Genomic DNA, 13788 nt, shown 5'->3' on the forward strand with positions numbered 1-13788 from the left:
GACGGGCATGTCTTTCAAGACCAGCGAGCGACGGATCTGGGACACCACCGCCACGCTTGAAGCGTTGGGCGGGGCCGACGTCGCGCTGTGGATCTGGGAGCCCGAAGCCGACCGCCTGCGCCTGAACGGCGCGGCGCGCGCCCTGGGCCTGGGTCCGCTGGCGCCCGAATGTTCCTCCGTCGCCTTCCGGGCGCTGGCCTTGCCGCAGGACCGCGCCCAGGCCGAGGAAGTGCTGAAGATGCGCGAGCCGGGTTCCGAGGTCGTCGCCCGTTTCCGGGTGCGCGGCGGCGAGACCTGCCTGTGGCGGGGCGTCTGGCTCGAGGAAGGCGTGCGCGCCGCCGGCGTCGTCGCCCCCGAAACGAAATTCACAGCCTCCGAGCGCTGCGAGCTCACGGGCCTGCTGGATCGCCGCAGCTTCATCGCCCGCGCTCGCGAACGCCTGCATCAGGACGGCATGCATGAACTGGTCGTGGCGGACCTCGATCGCCTGCGCCGCCTGAACGAGGCCTTGGGCCACGAACGCGCCGACCTGGTCCTGGCCGCCCTCGGCTCACGCTTGGCCGCCTCGTTCCCGGGCGACGCCCTGCTGGGCCGCATCGGCGAGGACGAGTTCGCCGTGCTGTGCGAGCCCAAGGGCTATGAGCCGGCCGAGATGCTGCGTTCGGCGCTGGAACAGCCGCTGCGCGTGGCCGGCTTCGACATCCACCCGACCCTGTCGATCGGCGCCGTCTCGGCCGAAGGCGGCCTGGACGCGCCGGACGCCGCCGAGCTGCTGCGTCGCGCCGAGCTGGCCGTCGAGGCTGCTTCGGCGGCGGGCCGTGGCGGCGCCGCCGCCTATGGCCGCTCCATGGAGACCGACGGTCTTTCGCGCCTGGCTCTGGAAGCCGACCTGCGCGGCGCCATCGGCCGGGGCGAGATCACGCCTTACTTCCAGCCGGTCGTGCGCCTGTCGACGGGCGCACTGTCGGGCTTCGAGGCCCTGGCCCGCTGGATCCACCCGCGCCGGGGCATGCTGCCGCCCGACGAGTTCCTCCCCCTGATCGAAGAGATGGGGCTGATGAGCGAGCTGGGCGCGCACATGATGCACACCGCCGCCAAGCAGCTGGCCGCCTGGCGCGACGACCATCCCGCGATGGGCGCCCTGACCGTCAGCGTCAACCTGTCGACCGGCGAGATCGACCGCCCGGGCCTGGTGGACGACGTGGCCGAGACCCTGCGCGTCAACCGCCTGCCGCGCGGCGCCCTGAAGCTGGAAGTGACCGAGAGCGACATCATGCGCGACCCCGAACGGGCCGCCGTGATCCTGAAGACCCTGCGCGACGCCGGCGCCGGCCTGGCGCTGGACGACTTCGGCACTGGCTTCTCGTCGCTGTCGTATCTGACGCGCCTGCCGTTCGACACGCTGAAGATCGACCGCTACTTCGTCCGGACCATGGGCAGCAACGCCGGCTCGGCCAAGATCGTCCGCTCGGTCGTCAAGCTGGGCCAGGACCTGGATCTGGAAGTCGTGGCCGAGGGCGTCGAGAACGCCGAGATGGCCCATGCCCTGCAGTCGCTGGGCTGCGACTACGGCCAGGGCTTCGGCTATGCGCCGGCGCTGTCGCCGCAGGAAGCCGAGGTCTATCTGAACGAGGCCTATGTCGACGGCGCCGCGCCGGTGAAAGCGCGCGGCTAGGCTCTGCCCGCCTGTGCCGACAGGTGGTCCGCACTGATTCCTAGCTTGGCCAGGGCCCGGGTCCACTTGTGTTCGTGGTCCTCGTCGAACAGCAGACCCTCGTCGGCGTCGCAGATCAGCCAGACATTGTCGCGCAGCTCCTGCTCCAGCTGTCCCGGACCCCAGCCGGCATAGCCGAGGGCCAGCATCGCCTTGCGCGGGCGGTTGACGCCGGCCATGGCGTCCAGCACGTCGCGGGTGGCGGTCAGGCCCAGGCCGTCTGCCACCGGCAGGGTCGAGTCCGGCGAGACGAAGTCGTCGGTGTGCAGCACGAAGCCGCGTTCGCGCTCCAAGGGACCGCCCAGGAGCACGAGGTCGCTCGGGGCCTGGATCTGCGACTTCACGCCCAACCGCGCCAGCAGTTCGAACACCGTCAGGCCCTCGACGGGGCGGTTGACCGCCAGGCCCATGGCCTGGTCCTCGTCATGGGCGCACAGATAGAGGACGGTGCGCTCGAAGCGAGGGTCCTCGATGCCGGGCATGGCCACCAGCAGCCGCCCGATCAGGAAGTCGCCGTCGTCGCCACCCGGGTCTTCGTCGATGAAGCTGTCCATGGTCCGAGCATTGGCCTTCGAGGTGACGGTTTCAAGTCGTTGAACGTCTCAAAGCGTGCTTGGCGTCCGCTCTCGCGAGGGATATTCGAACAGGCGCAATTTCACACGCACACGAGGAAACACGGCCCATGGCGATCAAGGTTGGCGACACGCTGCCCGCGGCGACTTTCATGACCAGCACGGCCGAAGGGCCAGCGCCGATCACCAGCGACGACATCTTCAAGGGCAAGACCGTCGCCCTGTTCGCCGTCCCCGGCGCCTTCACCCCGACCTGCTCGGCCAAGCACCTGCCGGGCTTCAAGGATCACGCGGCCGACCTGAAGGCCAAGGGCGTCGACACGATCGCCTGCGTCTCGGTCAACGACGTCTTCGTGATGAAGGCCTGGGGCAAGGATCAGGGCATCGACGGCGAAGTCCTGCTGCTGGCCGACGGCAATGGCGACTTCACCCGCACGGTCGGCCTGGACTTCGATGGTTCGAAGTTCGGCATGGGCGGGCGCTCGCAGCGCTACTCGCTGATCGCCAAGGACGGCGTCGTGACCCAGCTGAACGTCGAGGAAGCCGGCCAGTTCAAGGTCTCGTCGGCCGAGTACCTGCTCGAGCAACTGTAAGACGGTTTTGGTTCAGCTCCCGCGTTGAGGGGGCTGAACAGGAGGGGGCGCTGCGGCCGAGGCCAGCGACGCCCCCTCGGTCGTCGGCCTCCGGCGATGCCGGACCATGGACCGACAGACCCTCGGAAGGGGCGCGGCTGATCCGCTCCCGATCTCGTTACCGCAAAAAAGAATGGCGCGATAAATAAAGTCGTGGACATGGCCGCGCTGCGGGTCTAGAACGATTTTCATTGTCGCGGTAACAATTATCGCGGATCAGAAATGAGGGTCGATCCATGAGCCAGTCGAGTCAAGCTTCCCGCCGCGGTGTGATGACCGCCGGCTTCGGTCTCGCCGCCGTTGCAGCCGCTTCGCTGGGCCAGGGCGCCCAGGCCGCGACCGCCCCGAAGGGCGCCGCCGCGCCGCACGCCGCCAACAGAGCCCAGAGCGGCTTTGTCACCACCAAGGACGGCGTCCAGATCTTCTACAAGGACTGGGGTCCCAAGGACGCCCAGCCGGTCGTCTTCCACCACGGCTGGCCGCTCAGCGCCGACGACTGGGACGCCCAGATGATGTTCTTCCTGGGCAAGGGCTATCGCGTCATCGCCCATGACCGCCGCGGCCACGGTCGCTCGACCCAGACCGACACCGGCAACGAGATGGACACCTATGCGGCCGACGTCATCGCCCTGGCCGACCATCTGGACCTGAAGAACGCCTTCCACGTCGGCCACTCGACCGGCGGCGGCGAGGCGATCCACTACGCCGCCCGCGCCAAGCCGGGCCGCGTGGCCAAGGTGGTGCTGATCGGCGCGGTGCCGCCGATCATGCTGAAGACCCCCGCTAATCCGGGCGGCCTGCCGATCGAGGTGTTCGACGGCTTCCGCTCGGCCCTGCTGGCCAATCGCGCCCAGTTCTTCCGTGACATCCCGGAAGGTCCGTTCTTCGGCTTCAACCGTCCGGGCGCCAAGGTCAGCCAGGGCCTGATCGATAACTGGTGGCGCCAGGGCATGACCGGCGGCGCCAAGGCCCACTACGACTGCATCAAGGCCTTCTCGGAAACCGACTTCACGCCGGACCTCAAGAAGGTCGATGTGCCGGTGATGATCATGCACGGCGAGGACGACCAGATCGTCCCGATCGCCGACAGCGCCCACCTGGCCATCAAGCTGGTCAAGAAGGGCACGCTGAAGACCTATCCGGGCCTGCCGCACGGCATGGCGTCCACACATCCGGAGATCATCAACGCCGACCTGTTGGCCTTCTTCAAGGCGTAGGGGCCAAACGAAACCTCGCCCTTCGACAAGCTCAGGGTGAGGTTTCCACTGAATGGTCATTCGAAGTCGTCCTCACCCTGAGCTTGTCGAAGGGCGAGGGCGGCTTCGCGGCGTCTAAGCTCCCAGCACTTCCGGCGTCATCGCCTCGAGATCCGCCGCGCCCAGCATCACGCCGGCCGCCGCGCCCGGGACCTGGGCCAGGACCGATTCGGCGAAAACGCGGGCCAGGGCGCGCTTGCTCTCGGCCCAGGCCGCGTCCGCCTCGCCCGAGGCGGCCAGGGCGCCCTTGGCCAGCATCCAGCCGCCCACGACGTCGCCCAGCAGTTTCAGATAGGCCGTGGCGCCGCTGAGGGCGTCCGGCATCGACTTGGTCCGGCGGTCGACCAGCCAAGCCGTCGCCGAGGCGGCGGCGTCGAGGGCGGCGCCCAGGCGCAGGCCGACGGCCTTGAGGTCCGACGCGTTCAGGGCGTCGATGGTGTCGCGGATGTCGTCCATCAGGTCGGCGACGGCCTGGCCTTCGCCCATCGACAGCTTGCGGCCCACCAGATCGATGGCCTGGATGCCGTTGGTCCCCTCGTAGATCGGGGCGATGCGAGCGTCGCGATAGTGCTGGGCCGCGCCGGTCTCCTCGATGAAGCCCATGCCGCCGTGGATCTGCACGCCTTGCGAGGCGACCCAGACGCCGACATCGGTCGACCAGGCCTTGGCGATCGGGGTCAGCAGTTCCTCACGCAGCTTGGCGCTGGCGCGGGTCGTCTCGTCGGCGGCGGCGCGCGACAGGTCGGCGGCGACGGCGGTCGACAGGCAGATGCCGCGCGCGGCCTCGATATGGGCCTTCATCAGCACCAGCGAGCGGCGCACGTCCGGATGGTCGAACAGGCGCGAGGGATAGGCGCCGGTCCAGGCCGAGCGGCCTTGGGCGCGGTCCTGGCTGAAGGCGAGGGCCTGCTGATAGGCGCGCTCGGCGATGGCGACGCCCTGGGCCCCGACCTGCAGGCGGGCGGCGTTCATCATCACGAACATGTTCGGCAGGCCCTGGCCCAGGCCGCCGACCAGTTCGGCCTTGGCGCCCTCGAACAGCATCACGCAGGTGGGCGAGCCGTGGATGCCCAGCTTGTGCTCCAGCCCGCCGACACGCACGGCGTTGGCCTCGCCTAGCGAGCCGTCCTCGTTCACCAGCACCTTGGGAGCCAGGAACAGCGAGATGCCCTTCACGCCCGGAGGGGCGTCGGGCGTGCGGGCCAGGATCAGGTGGACGATGTTGTCGGTCGCGTCGTGGTCGCCCCAGGTGATGTAGATCTTCTGGCCGGTGATCCGCCAACCGCCATCAGTGTCGGACGTAGCCATGGTCGTCAGGGCCGCCAGGTCCGAGCCCGCCTGGGGCTCGGTCAGGTTCATGGTGCCGGTCCACTCGCCGGAGACCAGCTTGGGCAGGTAGGTGTGCTTCTGGCTGTCCGTGCCGCACAGCTCCAGGGCCTCGATGGCGCCCAGGCTCAGCATCGGGCACAGGCCGAAGGCCATGTTCGAGGCCTGGATCATTTCCAGCACCGCGACCTCAAGCGTCTTGGGCAGGCCCTGGCCGCCATGCTCGACCGGCGCGGCCAGGCTGGCCCAACCGCCTTGCGCGAACTGCTTGTAGGCGTCGGCGAAGCCCGGGGCGCAGCGGACCACGCCGTTTTCCAGCCTGGCGCCGACCTGATCACCGCCCCGGTTCAGCGGCGCCAGCACGTCGACGGCGAAGGCGCCCGCCGCCTCTAGCACAGCGGCCACCGTATCGGTGTCAGCCTCAGGGAAGGCGTCCGCCAGCCGCCCGAAGCCGGCCGCATGGCGCAAAGAGAAGGCGAGGTCGCGAACGGGCGCGCGAAAGGTCATGCGGAGAACTCCAGACTGTCGGCGACCTGTTTAGGCGGGGTGACGTTACGTCGCCAAGCCGGCCACAGCTTTCTGCGCAGGATCACGGTGTCGTGATCGCCGTCCCCTTCCATCGCATGATGGAGTTCTTAAGTCGCGGAAACAGTAACTAATGCTGTTTTAGTTTTAACTGGAGCAATCTCCCCGATGTCCCGTCCCTTCGCTTCCAAGCTCGCTTATGGCGCGCTCGCCGTCGCCCTCCTGACGGCCCCCGCCGCGCTGGCCGCGCCGGGCGTCTCCTCCACCAAGCCGGCCGACCTGCCCGCCGGCCACTATGTGCTCGACAAGACCCACGCCTCGGTCGTGGCCAAGATCAAGCACATGGGCTTCTCGAACTATCAGTTCCGCTTCACCAAGGTGGACGCCAGCTTCGACTACGATCCCAAGGCGCCCGCGGCGTCCAAGATCAGCGTGACCATCGATCCGGCTTCGGTCGACACCGCGACCGGCGCCGACGCCTTCGGCCTGAAGTTCAACAAGGAATTGGCCGGCGACGGTTGGCTGGAAGCCAACAAGTTCCCGACCGCCACCTTCGTCTCGACCAAGGTCGAGCCGGGCGCGGGCCAGACCGGCAAGGTCTATGGCGACTTCACCCTGCACGGCGTCACCAAGCCGGTCGTGCTGGACGTCACCTTCAACGGCGTCGGCTCCGGCTTTGCTCCGGGCAGCGTCAAGACCGGCTTCTCGGCCTCGACGACGATCAAGCGCTCGGAATTCGGCGTTTCGAAGTACGTTCCGCTGGTCGGCGACGATGTGCAGCTGAACATCGAAGTCGAGTTCGACAAGAAGTAAGACTTCAAGGGGATCTGGGAGATGTCCATGGCCGCAAGCCGTACGCGCTACACGACGGTGGCGATCGTCATTCACTGGCTGATCGCCGCGGCCCTCATCTTCCAGATCATCCTGGGCTGGCGGATGGGCGACGGGCCCAAGGGCCCGACGACCTACGCCCTGTTCCAGCTGCACAAGTCGATCGGCATCACCATCCTGCTGCTCAGCCTGGCGCGACTGGCCTGGCGGCTGTTCAACAAGCCGCCGCTCGCGCCCGAAGGCCAGCCCAAGTGGGAGCAGGTCGCCTCCAGGCTGGTCCACGTCGGCTTCTACGTCATCATGATCGGCCTGCCGCTGACGGGCTGGATCCTGGTCTCGACCAGCCGCGTACCGATCCCGACCCTGCTGTTCGGGGCGATCCCCTGGCCGCACATTCCGGGCCTGCCCGAGCTGGCGGCCGCTCCCAAGCACCTGTGGCATGAGATCGGCGAGCTGGGCCACGGCGTGCTGGTCAAGGTCACCTACTTGCTGCTGGCCTTGCACCTGGGCGCGGTGGCCAAGCACCAGATCCTCGACAAGGACGAGGTGTTCGCCAACATGGCCCCCGGCGCGCGTCCCGGCTGGAAGGAGCCGCGCGCCTGGCTGGCCGCCGCCGGTCTCGCCGCCGTGATCGCCGCGGGCTACCTCTACATGCCGGCGACCAAGGCCAAGCCCGCCGCGCCGGCGCCGGCCGCCGAACCGGCTCCGGCCGAAGCTCCGACCGCCGCCGCGACCCCACCGGTCGACTCCGCCGCCCCGCCCGCCGTCGAGGCCGCCGCCGCGCCGGTCGCCGAACTCAAGGACCCGGTCGCCTGGGTCGTCCAGAAGGGCTCGACCCTGGGCTTCAGCGCCACATGGTCGGAGAACGCCATCGAGGGCCGCTTCAAGACCTGGACCGCCGACATCCTGTTCTCGCCCGACGCCCTGGACCGCTCGAAGCTGACCGTGGCCGTCGACACCGCCTCGGTCGACACGGGCGACGCCCAGCGCGACACCAGCCTGCCCAGCGGCGACTTCTTCGACACCGCCGAGCATCCCAAGGCGACCTTCACCGCGAGCAAGTTCCGCAAGACCGGCGAGGGCAAGTTCGTCGCCGACGGGACCCTGGACCTGCGGGGCGTGAAAAAGCCGCTCAGCCTGCCATTCTCTTTGAAGATCGACGGCGACACGGCGACCGCCCGGGGTGTAACCACCCTCGACCGGACGACGTTTGGAGTTGGGCAGGGCGAATGGGCGTCGACGGACGAAATCGCGGCGAAGGTGAAGGTCAGCTTCAGCCTGACCGCCAAGAAGAAGTAGAGGCCGCCGCCGGCGCTCTGCGCGCCGGCGGCTTGGTCATCCTGCCGACCGAGACGGTCTATGGGCTCGGGGCCGACGCCAGCAACCCGGCGGCCGTGGCGGCGATCTTCGAGGCCAAGGGCCGTCCGCGCTTCAACCCGCTGATCGCCCACGTCGCCGACCTGGAGACCGCCGCGCGGATCGCCGAGCTCGACGACCGCGCCTACGCCCTGGCCCGTGAATTCTGGCCGGGGCCGCTGACCATCGTCGCGCCGATCAAGGACAGCGCCGCCGTCTGCGACCTGGCTCGCGCCGGCCTCGACACCGTGGCCATCCGCGTGCCGGGCCACCCGGTTTCGCACGCGGTGCTGGAAGCATTCGGCGGGGCGGTCGTCGCGCCCTCGGCCAACCGCTCGGGCCGTCCCAGCCCCACCACCTATGCCGACGCCGTGGCCGAGACCGGCGACAAGGCCGCCGCCGCCCTGGATGGCGGTCCGTGCGCCGTCGGCCTGGAATCGACCGTGGTCTCGGTCCTGGACGGCCAGGCGCGCCTGCTGCGGCCCGGCGCCGTGACCCGCTTCCAGTTGCAGCGGATCGTCGGGCCTCTGGCCGAAGCGGAAGACGACGCCAAGCGCTCGCCCGGCCGCCTGGCCCTGCACTACGCCCCCGACGCGCCGGTGCGCATCAACGCCAAGGCCCCAGAGGCCGGCGAGGCCTATCTGGCGTTCGGCGCCCTTCCGAACGAATTGGGGCCGGAGGGTCCTTACGTCTTCAACCTCAGCCCGTCAGGCGATCTGGCCGAAGCCGCCGCCAACCTCTTCTCATATCTGCGCGCCGCCGACCGTCTTGGCCCCTCGGCCATCGCCGTCGCGCCTATCCCGGAAGACGGCCTGGGCGAAGCGATCAATGACCGGCTGCGGCGCGCCGCCGGCTACGTAGGATAGACCGATGAAGAGCAAGACCCGGATCATGTATGTCGAGGACAAGTCCAAGGGCATCAACGGGCCGGCGCGGATCGGGCGGGTCGTCTCATCCAAGAGCGGCGAGACCCTGCACTATGCCGGCCAGACCTTCTTCGCCCTGCGCCACTCGGGCCTGAAGGCCAACTTCCAGGACAGCGAGACCGGTCATCCCTATTGGATCGCCCGGGCGCGCAAGGACGGCGCCGACCGATTGTTCAAGGGCGCGGGCGATCCGCCCGTGATCGACGACAATGTGCGCGAGGAATATTGGCGCGACATCCGGGGCCTGCCCGACCCGGCCTTGGGCTAGGTCCGCGAGAGTATTATACTGCGCCCATGACCAAGCCCGTCCCCGCCGATGTCGTCTCCCGGATCAAGGCCGTGCTCGGCGAGGGCGGCTGGAGTCAGGATCCGGACGTGCTGGCGCCGCACCTCGTCGAGTGGCGTGGTCGCTGGAGAGGTGAAACGCCGCTGCTGGTCACCCCCCGCACGACCGCAGAGGTCGCCGCCGTGGTCGGCATCTGCGCCGCCGAGGGCGTGGCGATCACGCCCCAGGGCGGCAACACTGGCCTCGTCGCCGGCCAGATCCCGCACGGCGAGATCCTGCTGTCGACCACGAAGCTGAAGGCTGTCCGCGACGTCGATCCCATTGACGACGCCATGGTCCTGGAGGCCGGGGTCACACTCTACGAGGCCCATCAGCAGGCCGCGCGGGTCGGTCGTCGCTTCACGGTCGGCGTGGCCTCGGAAGGCTCCTGCACAATCGGCGGGCTGATCTCGACCAATGCCGGCGGCACGGCCGTGCTGCGCTACGGCATGATGCGCGAGCAGGTTCTGGGCATCGAGGCGGTGCTGCCCAATGGCGAGATCTGGAACGGCCTCAAGCGCCTGCGCAAGGACAATACCGGCTACGACCTCAAGCAGCTGCTGATCGGCGCCGAGGGCACGCTGGGCATCGTCACCGCCGCCTCGCTGAAGCTGCACCCGCTGCTCGCCTCGCGGGCGGTGGCGATCGTCGGCCTGAACTCGCCGGCCGACGCCATCCAGCTGCTGGCCCGCGCCAAGGACGAGACCGGGGGCGGGGTCGAGGCTTTTGAGCTGATGGGCCTGCTGGGGTTCGCCCTGACCGTCCGCAACGTGCCCGGCCTGCGCGATCCGCTGCCGACCGAGCATCCCTGGTACGTGCTGATTGAGATCGCCAGCGGCGAGCCGGGGACGGCCGAGGCGGCGCTGGAGCGGCTGCTGGCCAAGGCCCTGGGCGATGGCTTGATCGCCGACGCCGCCGTCGCCCAGACCGAGACCCAGATGAAGACCTTCTGGCACATTCGCGAGGGCCACTCGGCCGGGCAGAAGCCCGAGGGTGCGGTCTGGAAACACGACATCTCGGTGCCGGTCTCGAAGATCCCCGCCTTTATCGAGCAGGCCGACGCGGCGCTGGAGGAGGCCTTCCCCGGCGTGCGGATCATCGCCTTCGGCCACGTCGGCGACGGCAATGTCCACTACGATGTGCTGAAGCCGGTCGGCGCGGACGACGACGCTCATGACGCCCAGCGCGAGCAGGGGGCCAGGCTCGTCCACGACATCACCGCTAGCTTCTCCGGCTCGATCAGCGCCGAGCACGGCCTGGGGGCGATGAAGACGGCCGAGGCCCTGACCTATAAGGATCCGATCGAGGTGGCGGCCCTGCGGGCTATCCGCGGGGCGCTGGACCCTCAGCGGATCATGAACCCCCGGATTCTCTTCTAGACGGACTTGGCCAAGGCGCGCCGCTTGCGGGCGCGCAGGGCCTGCAGGACCAGCACCCCGATCGCGCCCAGCGGGATCGTGGCCTTGTAGAAGCCGGCCTGCGAGCCGGGGCCCAGCACGTTGATGGCCAGCGGGATGAAGCCCCACCTGTCCGTGCCCTGCTGCATCCAGAACGCGCCGACGCCGACGAAGCACATCAGCGCCCACACGATGCGGAACTTCAGGGTCCGGTCGCGGGCGACCAGGAACGCGGCCACGACCATCGGCAGCGGCCAGGCGAGAGCGGCCACGAGGCCAAAAGTCTGGTTCATTCGGCTTTGCTAGAAGGACTTGGAGACCGCGTCCAGCGCGGCCTTGGCCTCCCGCCGCGCCTCGCCCGCTCGCCAGAAGGCCGCCAATGCGCCGATCGGCAGCGCGAATTTAAGCACGAACGGATAGAAGCCCATGAAGCCCTGGGTGGTCGCCCCCGCGCCGATCAGGGCCAAGGTGAGGGGCTGAAAGCCCCATTGTCCGGTGGTCCAGTTCAGGGTCGCCGAGCCCATCCCAACCAGGGCGGTGATCGCCCACAGCCACTTGCGCTTGAAACGCGGCGCCCGCAGCACGGTGATCAGCGCGGCCAGCATGGTCAGGGGTGACAGCGCCGTGAGCGCCATGAACACAAGATGGCCCGGGGGCTTGGCCAGTGTCAGGCGGTTCGTCTTGAGCTGGTCATCGGTGGCGCGCTGCAGGTGGAAGTACTCCGCGCGCCAGACGCCGCCCTTGGGGCGCTTCAAGCGGACATCATACAGCATGCCCTCGCCGGTATAGGTGAACTCATAGCGAAGCGAGAGGGTGTCCAGCGCGCCATACTGATAGAAGAAATTGATCAGGCGGCGACGCGAGGCCTCGCCCCGGGGCGTGTAGGCCTGCATCGCCTTGAACTGGCTGGCTGTGATCGCGGCCGAGGCCTCGGGGGTCAGCCGGGTTCGCAGCGCGCGCTCGTCGTTGGTCCGCACCGCCCGAAGGACATCCATGGCCACGGCCTCGGCCGCCGGGTCGGTCTTCAGATTGGTGCAGGCCGCCGTCAGACCCGCCGCCGCCAGAGCGGCGACGGTCGCCAAGATCCTGATCAAGCGCATGAACTCGTCTCCTGATTGGCGAGAAGGCTCGCCAAAGCCGGAGGTTTTGTCCAGCGGCTAAGCTTCGGGCACCCCCGCCATCATCGCCTTCAACGCCGCCAGGTGGCCCTTCAGCGCCTCGCGGCCAGGCTTCGAGAGCGACAGCCAGGTGCGTTGGCGGCCGTCGGAGGCGGCCTTGCTGACCTTGACGTAGCCGGCTTCCTCCAGGGTCTTCACGTGCTTGCTGAGCACCGACTCCGAGACGTCCAGCGCCTCGCGGACGGTGGCGAAGTCGATGGTGTCCACCGCCGCCAGCATGCAGCACATCTGCAGGCGATTGGGGGCGTGGATCACCGGGTCGAGATCGGCGCTCAAAGCGAGCCGCCGTTGCGCAGATCAGCGCGGAACGCCGCTTCCCACACGAAGCCGCCGATCGTGACGATCACGGCGACGATCGCGCCAAAGGCGAGCGGGGCATAGGTCAGCCCGCGTTCGCGGTCCAGCCATACAGCCAGCAGCATGCAGAGGGTGGTGATCGCCGCAAGGCCGACAGCGACCCAGCGCGTGCGCCCGGCGCGATAGCCGTTGATCCACATGCCGGTGTGCCGCTTGTACGCGCGTATCAGCAGGGAAAGGCCCGCCGCGAACACGAGATAGGCGGCGATCTTGCCCACGGTCGGCAGGCCTTGGACCGCCACCATGCCACCGATCAGCAGCCCCAGGGCTGGGTGGTACCAGGTCGGCGCCTTGGCGCGTTCGGCCAGGTCGGTATTGGCGGCTTCGACCTCGGCCAGCATCCGCAGGGTGTCTTCGTTTCGGGTCATCAAGACCTCCTTACTTTCCATTGCGGAAAGTCATAGCTCAACGCTTTCCGGATTGGCAAGTCAAAACTTTCCAACATGGAAAGTGTGGGCTCGACTCCGACACGCGCAGGGCCTTATCGCCGTCGCTCATGGGGACGTGCGGCGGCGTGTCGACTCAGGGGCATGACATAGCTGGCGCCGTCGCTCCTAAGTCTCTATCTCCCCGGCCATGCTGATGGTCATCTCGCCCGCCAAGTCGCTGGACTTCACCGCCCCCAAGGCTGTGCTGCCGCTCACCACGCCGGCGCTCAAAGCCCAGATCGTCGAGCTGGCCAAGGTCACGCGCAAGCTGACCGCGCCCGACCTCAAGCGGCTGATGCATATTTCCGACGCCCTGGCCAAGCTGAACCGCGAGCGGTTCCAGGCCTTCGACTCCGAGCTCGAGGACGGCCTGCAGGCGATCATCGCCTTCAACGGCGACGTCTATGGCGGCCTCGCGGCGCGCGAGCTGGATCGTCCGGCCCTGGAGTGGGCCCAGGATCACCTGCGGATCCTGTCGGGCCTGTATGGCGTGCTGCGCCCGTTCGACGCCCTCCAGCCCTACCGCCTGGAGATGGGCACGCGGCTGAAGACCAAGCGCGGGTCGAACCTCTACGACTTCTGGGGCGAGACGATCTCCAAGACCCTGAACGCCGCCGCCGAAGGCCATGGCGACCCGACCCTGGTGAACCTGGCCAGCCAGGAATATTTCGGCGCCGTAGACGCCAAGGTCCTGAAGCTGCCGGTGGTCACCTGTCACTTCAAGGAAGAGAAGGCCGGCGAGCTGCGGGTGCTGGGCTTCTTCGCCAAGAAGGCGCGGGGGCGCATGGCCCGCTACATCATCGACAACCGTATCGACCGCGCCGAGGGGCTGAAGGGCTTCAACCTGGACGGCTATGCGTTCAAGCCGAGCCTTTCGACCGAGGCCGACTGGGTTTTCGCTCGCCCGCAGCCCTGAATTCATCTATCGATGAATTTATAAAGGCTCGCTCTTCGCAATGGCGAGC

The 13788-nt window shown here is 68.3% G+C and carries 15 protein-coding genes; 9 read left to right on the forward strand and 6 right to left on the reverse strand.

Annotated elements, in window-relative coordinates; genetic code table 11:
• Positions 1 to 7: 7 nt before the first annotated feature.
• The gene (locus CSW62_RS01670; RefSeq protein WP_099575484.1) at positions 8 to 1675 is read left to right on the forward strand and encodes a bifunctional diguanylate cyclase/phosphodiesterase; all 1668 of its coding nucleotides are present in this window, start codon (positions 8 to 10) and stop codon (positions 1673 to 1675) included.
• On the opposite strand, the gene CSW62_RS01675 is transcribed toward CSW62_RS01670, so the two are convergent.
• Positions 1672 to 2268 carry a YqgE/AlgH family protein gene (locus CSW62_RS01675; protein WP_099575485.1) on the reverse strand — a complete coding sequence of 199 codons (597 nt, stop codon included), beginning with the start codon at positions 2266 to 2268 and terminating at the stop codon, positions 1672 to 1674. The two genes, CSW62_RS01670 and CSW62_RS01675, sit on opposite strands and share 4 nt — an antisense overlap.
• Positions 2269 to 2396: 128 nt before the next feature.
• Here CSW62_RS01675 and CSW62_RS01680 point away from each other — a divergent pair, with 128 nt between their 5' ends.
• Complete coding sequence (locus tag CSW62_RS01680) at positions 2397 to 2879, forward strand: peroxiredoxin (RefSeq protein ID WP_099575486.1); 483 nt, start codon at positions 2397 to 2399, stop codon at positions 2877 to 2879.
• A 275-nt stretch (positions 2880 to 3154) separates the two neighbouring features.
• Complete coding sequence (locus CSW62_RS01685; RefSeq protein WP_099575487.1) at positions 3155 to 4135, forward strand: alpha/beta fold hydrolase; 981 nt, start codon at positions 3155 to 3157, stop codon at positions 4133 to 4135.
• 114 nt (positions 4136 to 4249) lie between these two features.
• Here the strand turns inward: CSW62_RS01685 and CSW62_RS01690 are convergent, their stop codons facing one another.
• Positions 4250 to 6007 (reverse strand): acyl-CoA dehydrogenase, encoded by a 1758-nt coding sequence (locus CSW62_RS01690; protein WP_099575488.1) that lies wholly within the window; start codon positions 6005 to 6007, stop codon positions 4250 to 4252.
• A gap of 186 nt (positions 6008 to 6193) precedes the next feature.
• Between CSW62_RS01690 and CSW62_RS01695 the strand changes: the two genes are divergently transcribed.
• The 5 genes from CSW62_RS01695 to CSW62_RS01715 are packed head-to-tail and all read left to right on the forward strand — an operon-like array spanning position 6194 to position 10842.
• Positions 6194 to 6838, forward strand: a complete 645-nt coding sequence (locus CSW62_RS01695; RefSeq protein ID WP_099575489.1) for a YceI family protein — start codon at positions 6194 to 6196, stop codon at positions 6836 to 6838.
• 27 nt (positions 6839 to 6865) lie between these two features.
• On the forward strand, positions 6866 to 8155 hold the full coding sequence (locus tag CSW62_RS01700) for a YceI family protein (RefSeq protein ID WP_099582134.1): 1290 nt from the start codon (positions 6866 to 6868) through the stop codon (positions 8153 to 8155).
• Entirely contained in the window at positions 8086 to 9078 is a 993-nt protein-coding gene (locus CSW62_RS01705; protein WP_099575490.1) for an L-threonylcarbamoyladenylate synthase, read from the forward strand. The genes CSW62_RS01700 and CSW62_RS01705 overlap by 70 nt, the downstream gene beginning before the upstream one ends.
• Positions 9079 to 9082: 4 nt before the next feature.
• Entirely contained in the window at positions 9083 to 9406 is a 324-nt protein-coding gene (locus CSW62_RS01710; RefSeq protein ID WP_099575491.1) for a 1-deoxy-D-xylulose-5-phosphate synthase, read from the forward strand.
• 26 nt (positions 9407 to 9432) lie between these two features.
• Entirely contained in the window at positions 9433 to 10842 is a 1410-nt protein-coding gene (locus tag CSW62_RS01715) for an FAD-binding oxidoreductase (protein WP_099575492.1), read from the forward strand.
• Here the strand turns inward: CSW62_RS01715 and CSW62_RS01720 are convergent.
• Genes CSW62_RS01720 through CSW62_RS01735 form a run of 4 tightly spaced genes read right to left on the reverse strand, consistent with a single transcriptional unit; the run spans position 10839 to position 12763 of the window.
• Complete coding sequence (locus CSW62_RS01720; protein ID WP_099575493.1) at positions 10839 to 11153, reverse strand: hypothetical protein; 315 nt, start codon at positions 11151 to 11153, stop codon at positions 10839 to 10841. The two genes, CSW62_RS01715 and CSW62_RS01720, sit on opposite strands and share 4 nt — an antisense overlap.
• 9 nt (positions 11154 to 11162) lie before the next feature.
• Positions 11163 to 11960, reverse strand: coding sequence for a hypothetical protein (locus tag CSW62_RS01725; RefSeq protein WP_099575494.1), 798 nt, complete (start codon positions 11958 to 11960; stop codon positions 11163 to 11165).
• A 57-nt stretch (positions 11961 to 12017) separates the two neighbouring features.
• Positions 12018 to 12314: a transcriptional regulator gene (locus CSW62_RS01730; protein ID WP_099575495.1), complete on the reverse strand. Its 297-nt coding sequence runs from the start codon at positions 12312 to 12314 to the stop codon at positions 12018 to 12020.
• Complete coding sequence (locus CSW62_RS01735; protein WP_099575496.1) at positions 12311 to 12763, reverse strand: hypothetical protein; 453 nt, start codon at positions 12761 to 12763, stop codon at positions 12311 to 12313. Before CSW62_RS01735 ends, CSW62_RS01730 begins: the two co-directional genes overlap by 4 nt.
• A gap of 208 nt (positions 12764 to 12971) precedes the next feature.
• On the opposite strand from CSW62_RS01735, the gene yaaA reads away from it, so the two are divergent.
• The gene (gene yaaA, locus CSW62_RS01740) at positions 12972 to 13739 is read left to right on the forward strand and encodes a peroxide stress protein YaaA (protein ID WP_099575497.1); all 768 of its coding nucleotides are present in this window, start codon (positions 12972 to 12974) and stop codon (positions 13737 to 13739) included.
• The last annotated feature ends 49 nt before the right edge of the window (positions 13740 to 13788 follow it).

The sequence above is a fragment of the Caulobacter sp. FWC2 genome (assembly GCF_002742625.1).
Classification (GTDB): Bacteria; Pseudomonadota; Alphaproteobacteria; order Caulobacterales; family Caulobacteraceae; genus Caulobacter.

What these genes read in the sequence shown, in the direction of transcription:
- CSW62_RS01670 (WP_099575484.1), top strand. Translation starts at nt 8, where the DNA reads ATGTCTTTCAAGACCAGCGAGCGACGGATCTGGGACACCACCGCCACG.
- CSW62_RS01675 (WP_099575485.1), bottom strand. Translation starts at nt 2,268, where the DNA reads ATGGACAGCTTCATCGACGAAGACCCGGGTGGCGACGACGGCGACTTC.
- CSW62_RS01680 (WP_099575486.1), top strand. Translation starts at nt 2,397, where the DNA reads ATGGCGATCAAGGTTGGCGACACGCTGCCCGCGGCGACTTTCATGACC.
- CSW62_RS01685 (WP_099575487.1), top strand. Translation starts at nt 3,155, where the DNA reads ATGAGCCAGTCGAGTCAAGCTTCCCGCCGCGGTGTGATGACCGCCGGC.
- CSW62_RS01690 (WP_099575488.1), bottom strand. Translation starts at nt 6,007, where the DNA reads ATGACCTTTCGCGCGCCCGTTCGCGACCTCGCCTTCTCTTTGCGCCAT.
- CSW62_RS01695 (WP_099575489.1), top strand. Translation starts at nt 6,194, where the DNA reads ATGTCCCGTCCCTTCGCTTCCAAGCTCGCTTATGGCGCGCTCGCCGTC.
- CSW62_RS01700 (WP_099582134.1), top strand. Translation starts at nt 6,866, where the DNA reads ATGGCCGCAAGCCGTACGCGCTACACGACGGTGGCGATCGTCATTCAC.
- CSW62_RS01705 (WP_099575490.1), top strand. Translation starts at nt 8,086, where the DNA reads ATGGGCGTCGACGGACGAAATCGCGGCGAAGGTGAAGGTCAGCTTCAG.
- CSW62_RS01710 (WP_099575491.1), top strand. Translation starts at nt 9,083, where the DNA reads ATGAAGAGCAAGACCCGGATCATGTATGTCGAGGACAAGTCCAAGGGC.
- CSW62_RS01715 (WP_099575492.1), top strand. Translation starts at nt 9,433, where the DNA reads ATGACCAAGCCCGTCCCCGCCGATGTCGTCTCCCGGATCAAGGCCGTG.
- CSW62_RS01720 (WP_099575493.1), bottom strand. Translation starts at nt 11,153, where the DNA reads ATGAACCAGACTTTTGGCCTCGTGGCCGCTCTCGCCTGGCCGCTGCCG.
- CSW62_RS01725 (WP_099575494.1), bottom strand. Translation starts at nt 11,960, where the DNA reads ATGCGCTTGATCAGGATCTTGGCGACCGTCGCCGCTCTGGCGGCGGCG.
- CSW62_RS01735 (WP_099575496.1), bottom strand. Translation starts at nt 12,763, where the DNA reads ATGACCCGAAACGAAGACACCCTGCGGATGCTGGCCGAGGTCGAAGCC.
- yaaA (WP_099575497.1), top strand. Translation starts at nt 12,972, where the DNA reads ATGCTGATGGTCATCTCGCCCGCCAAGTCGCTGGACTTCACCGCCCCC.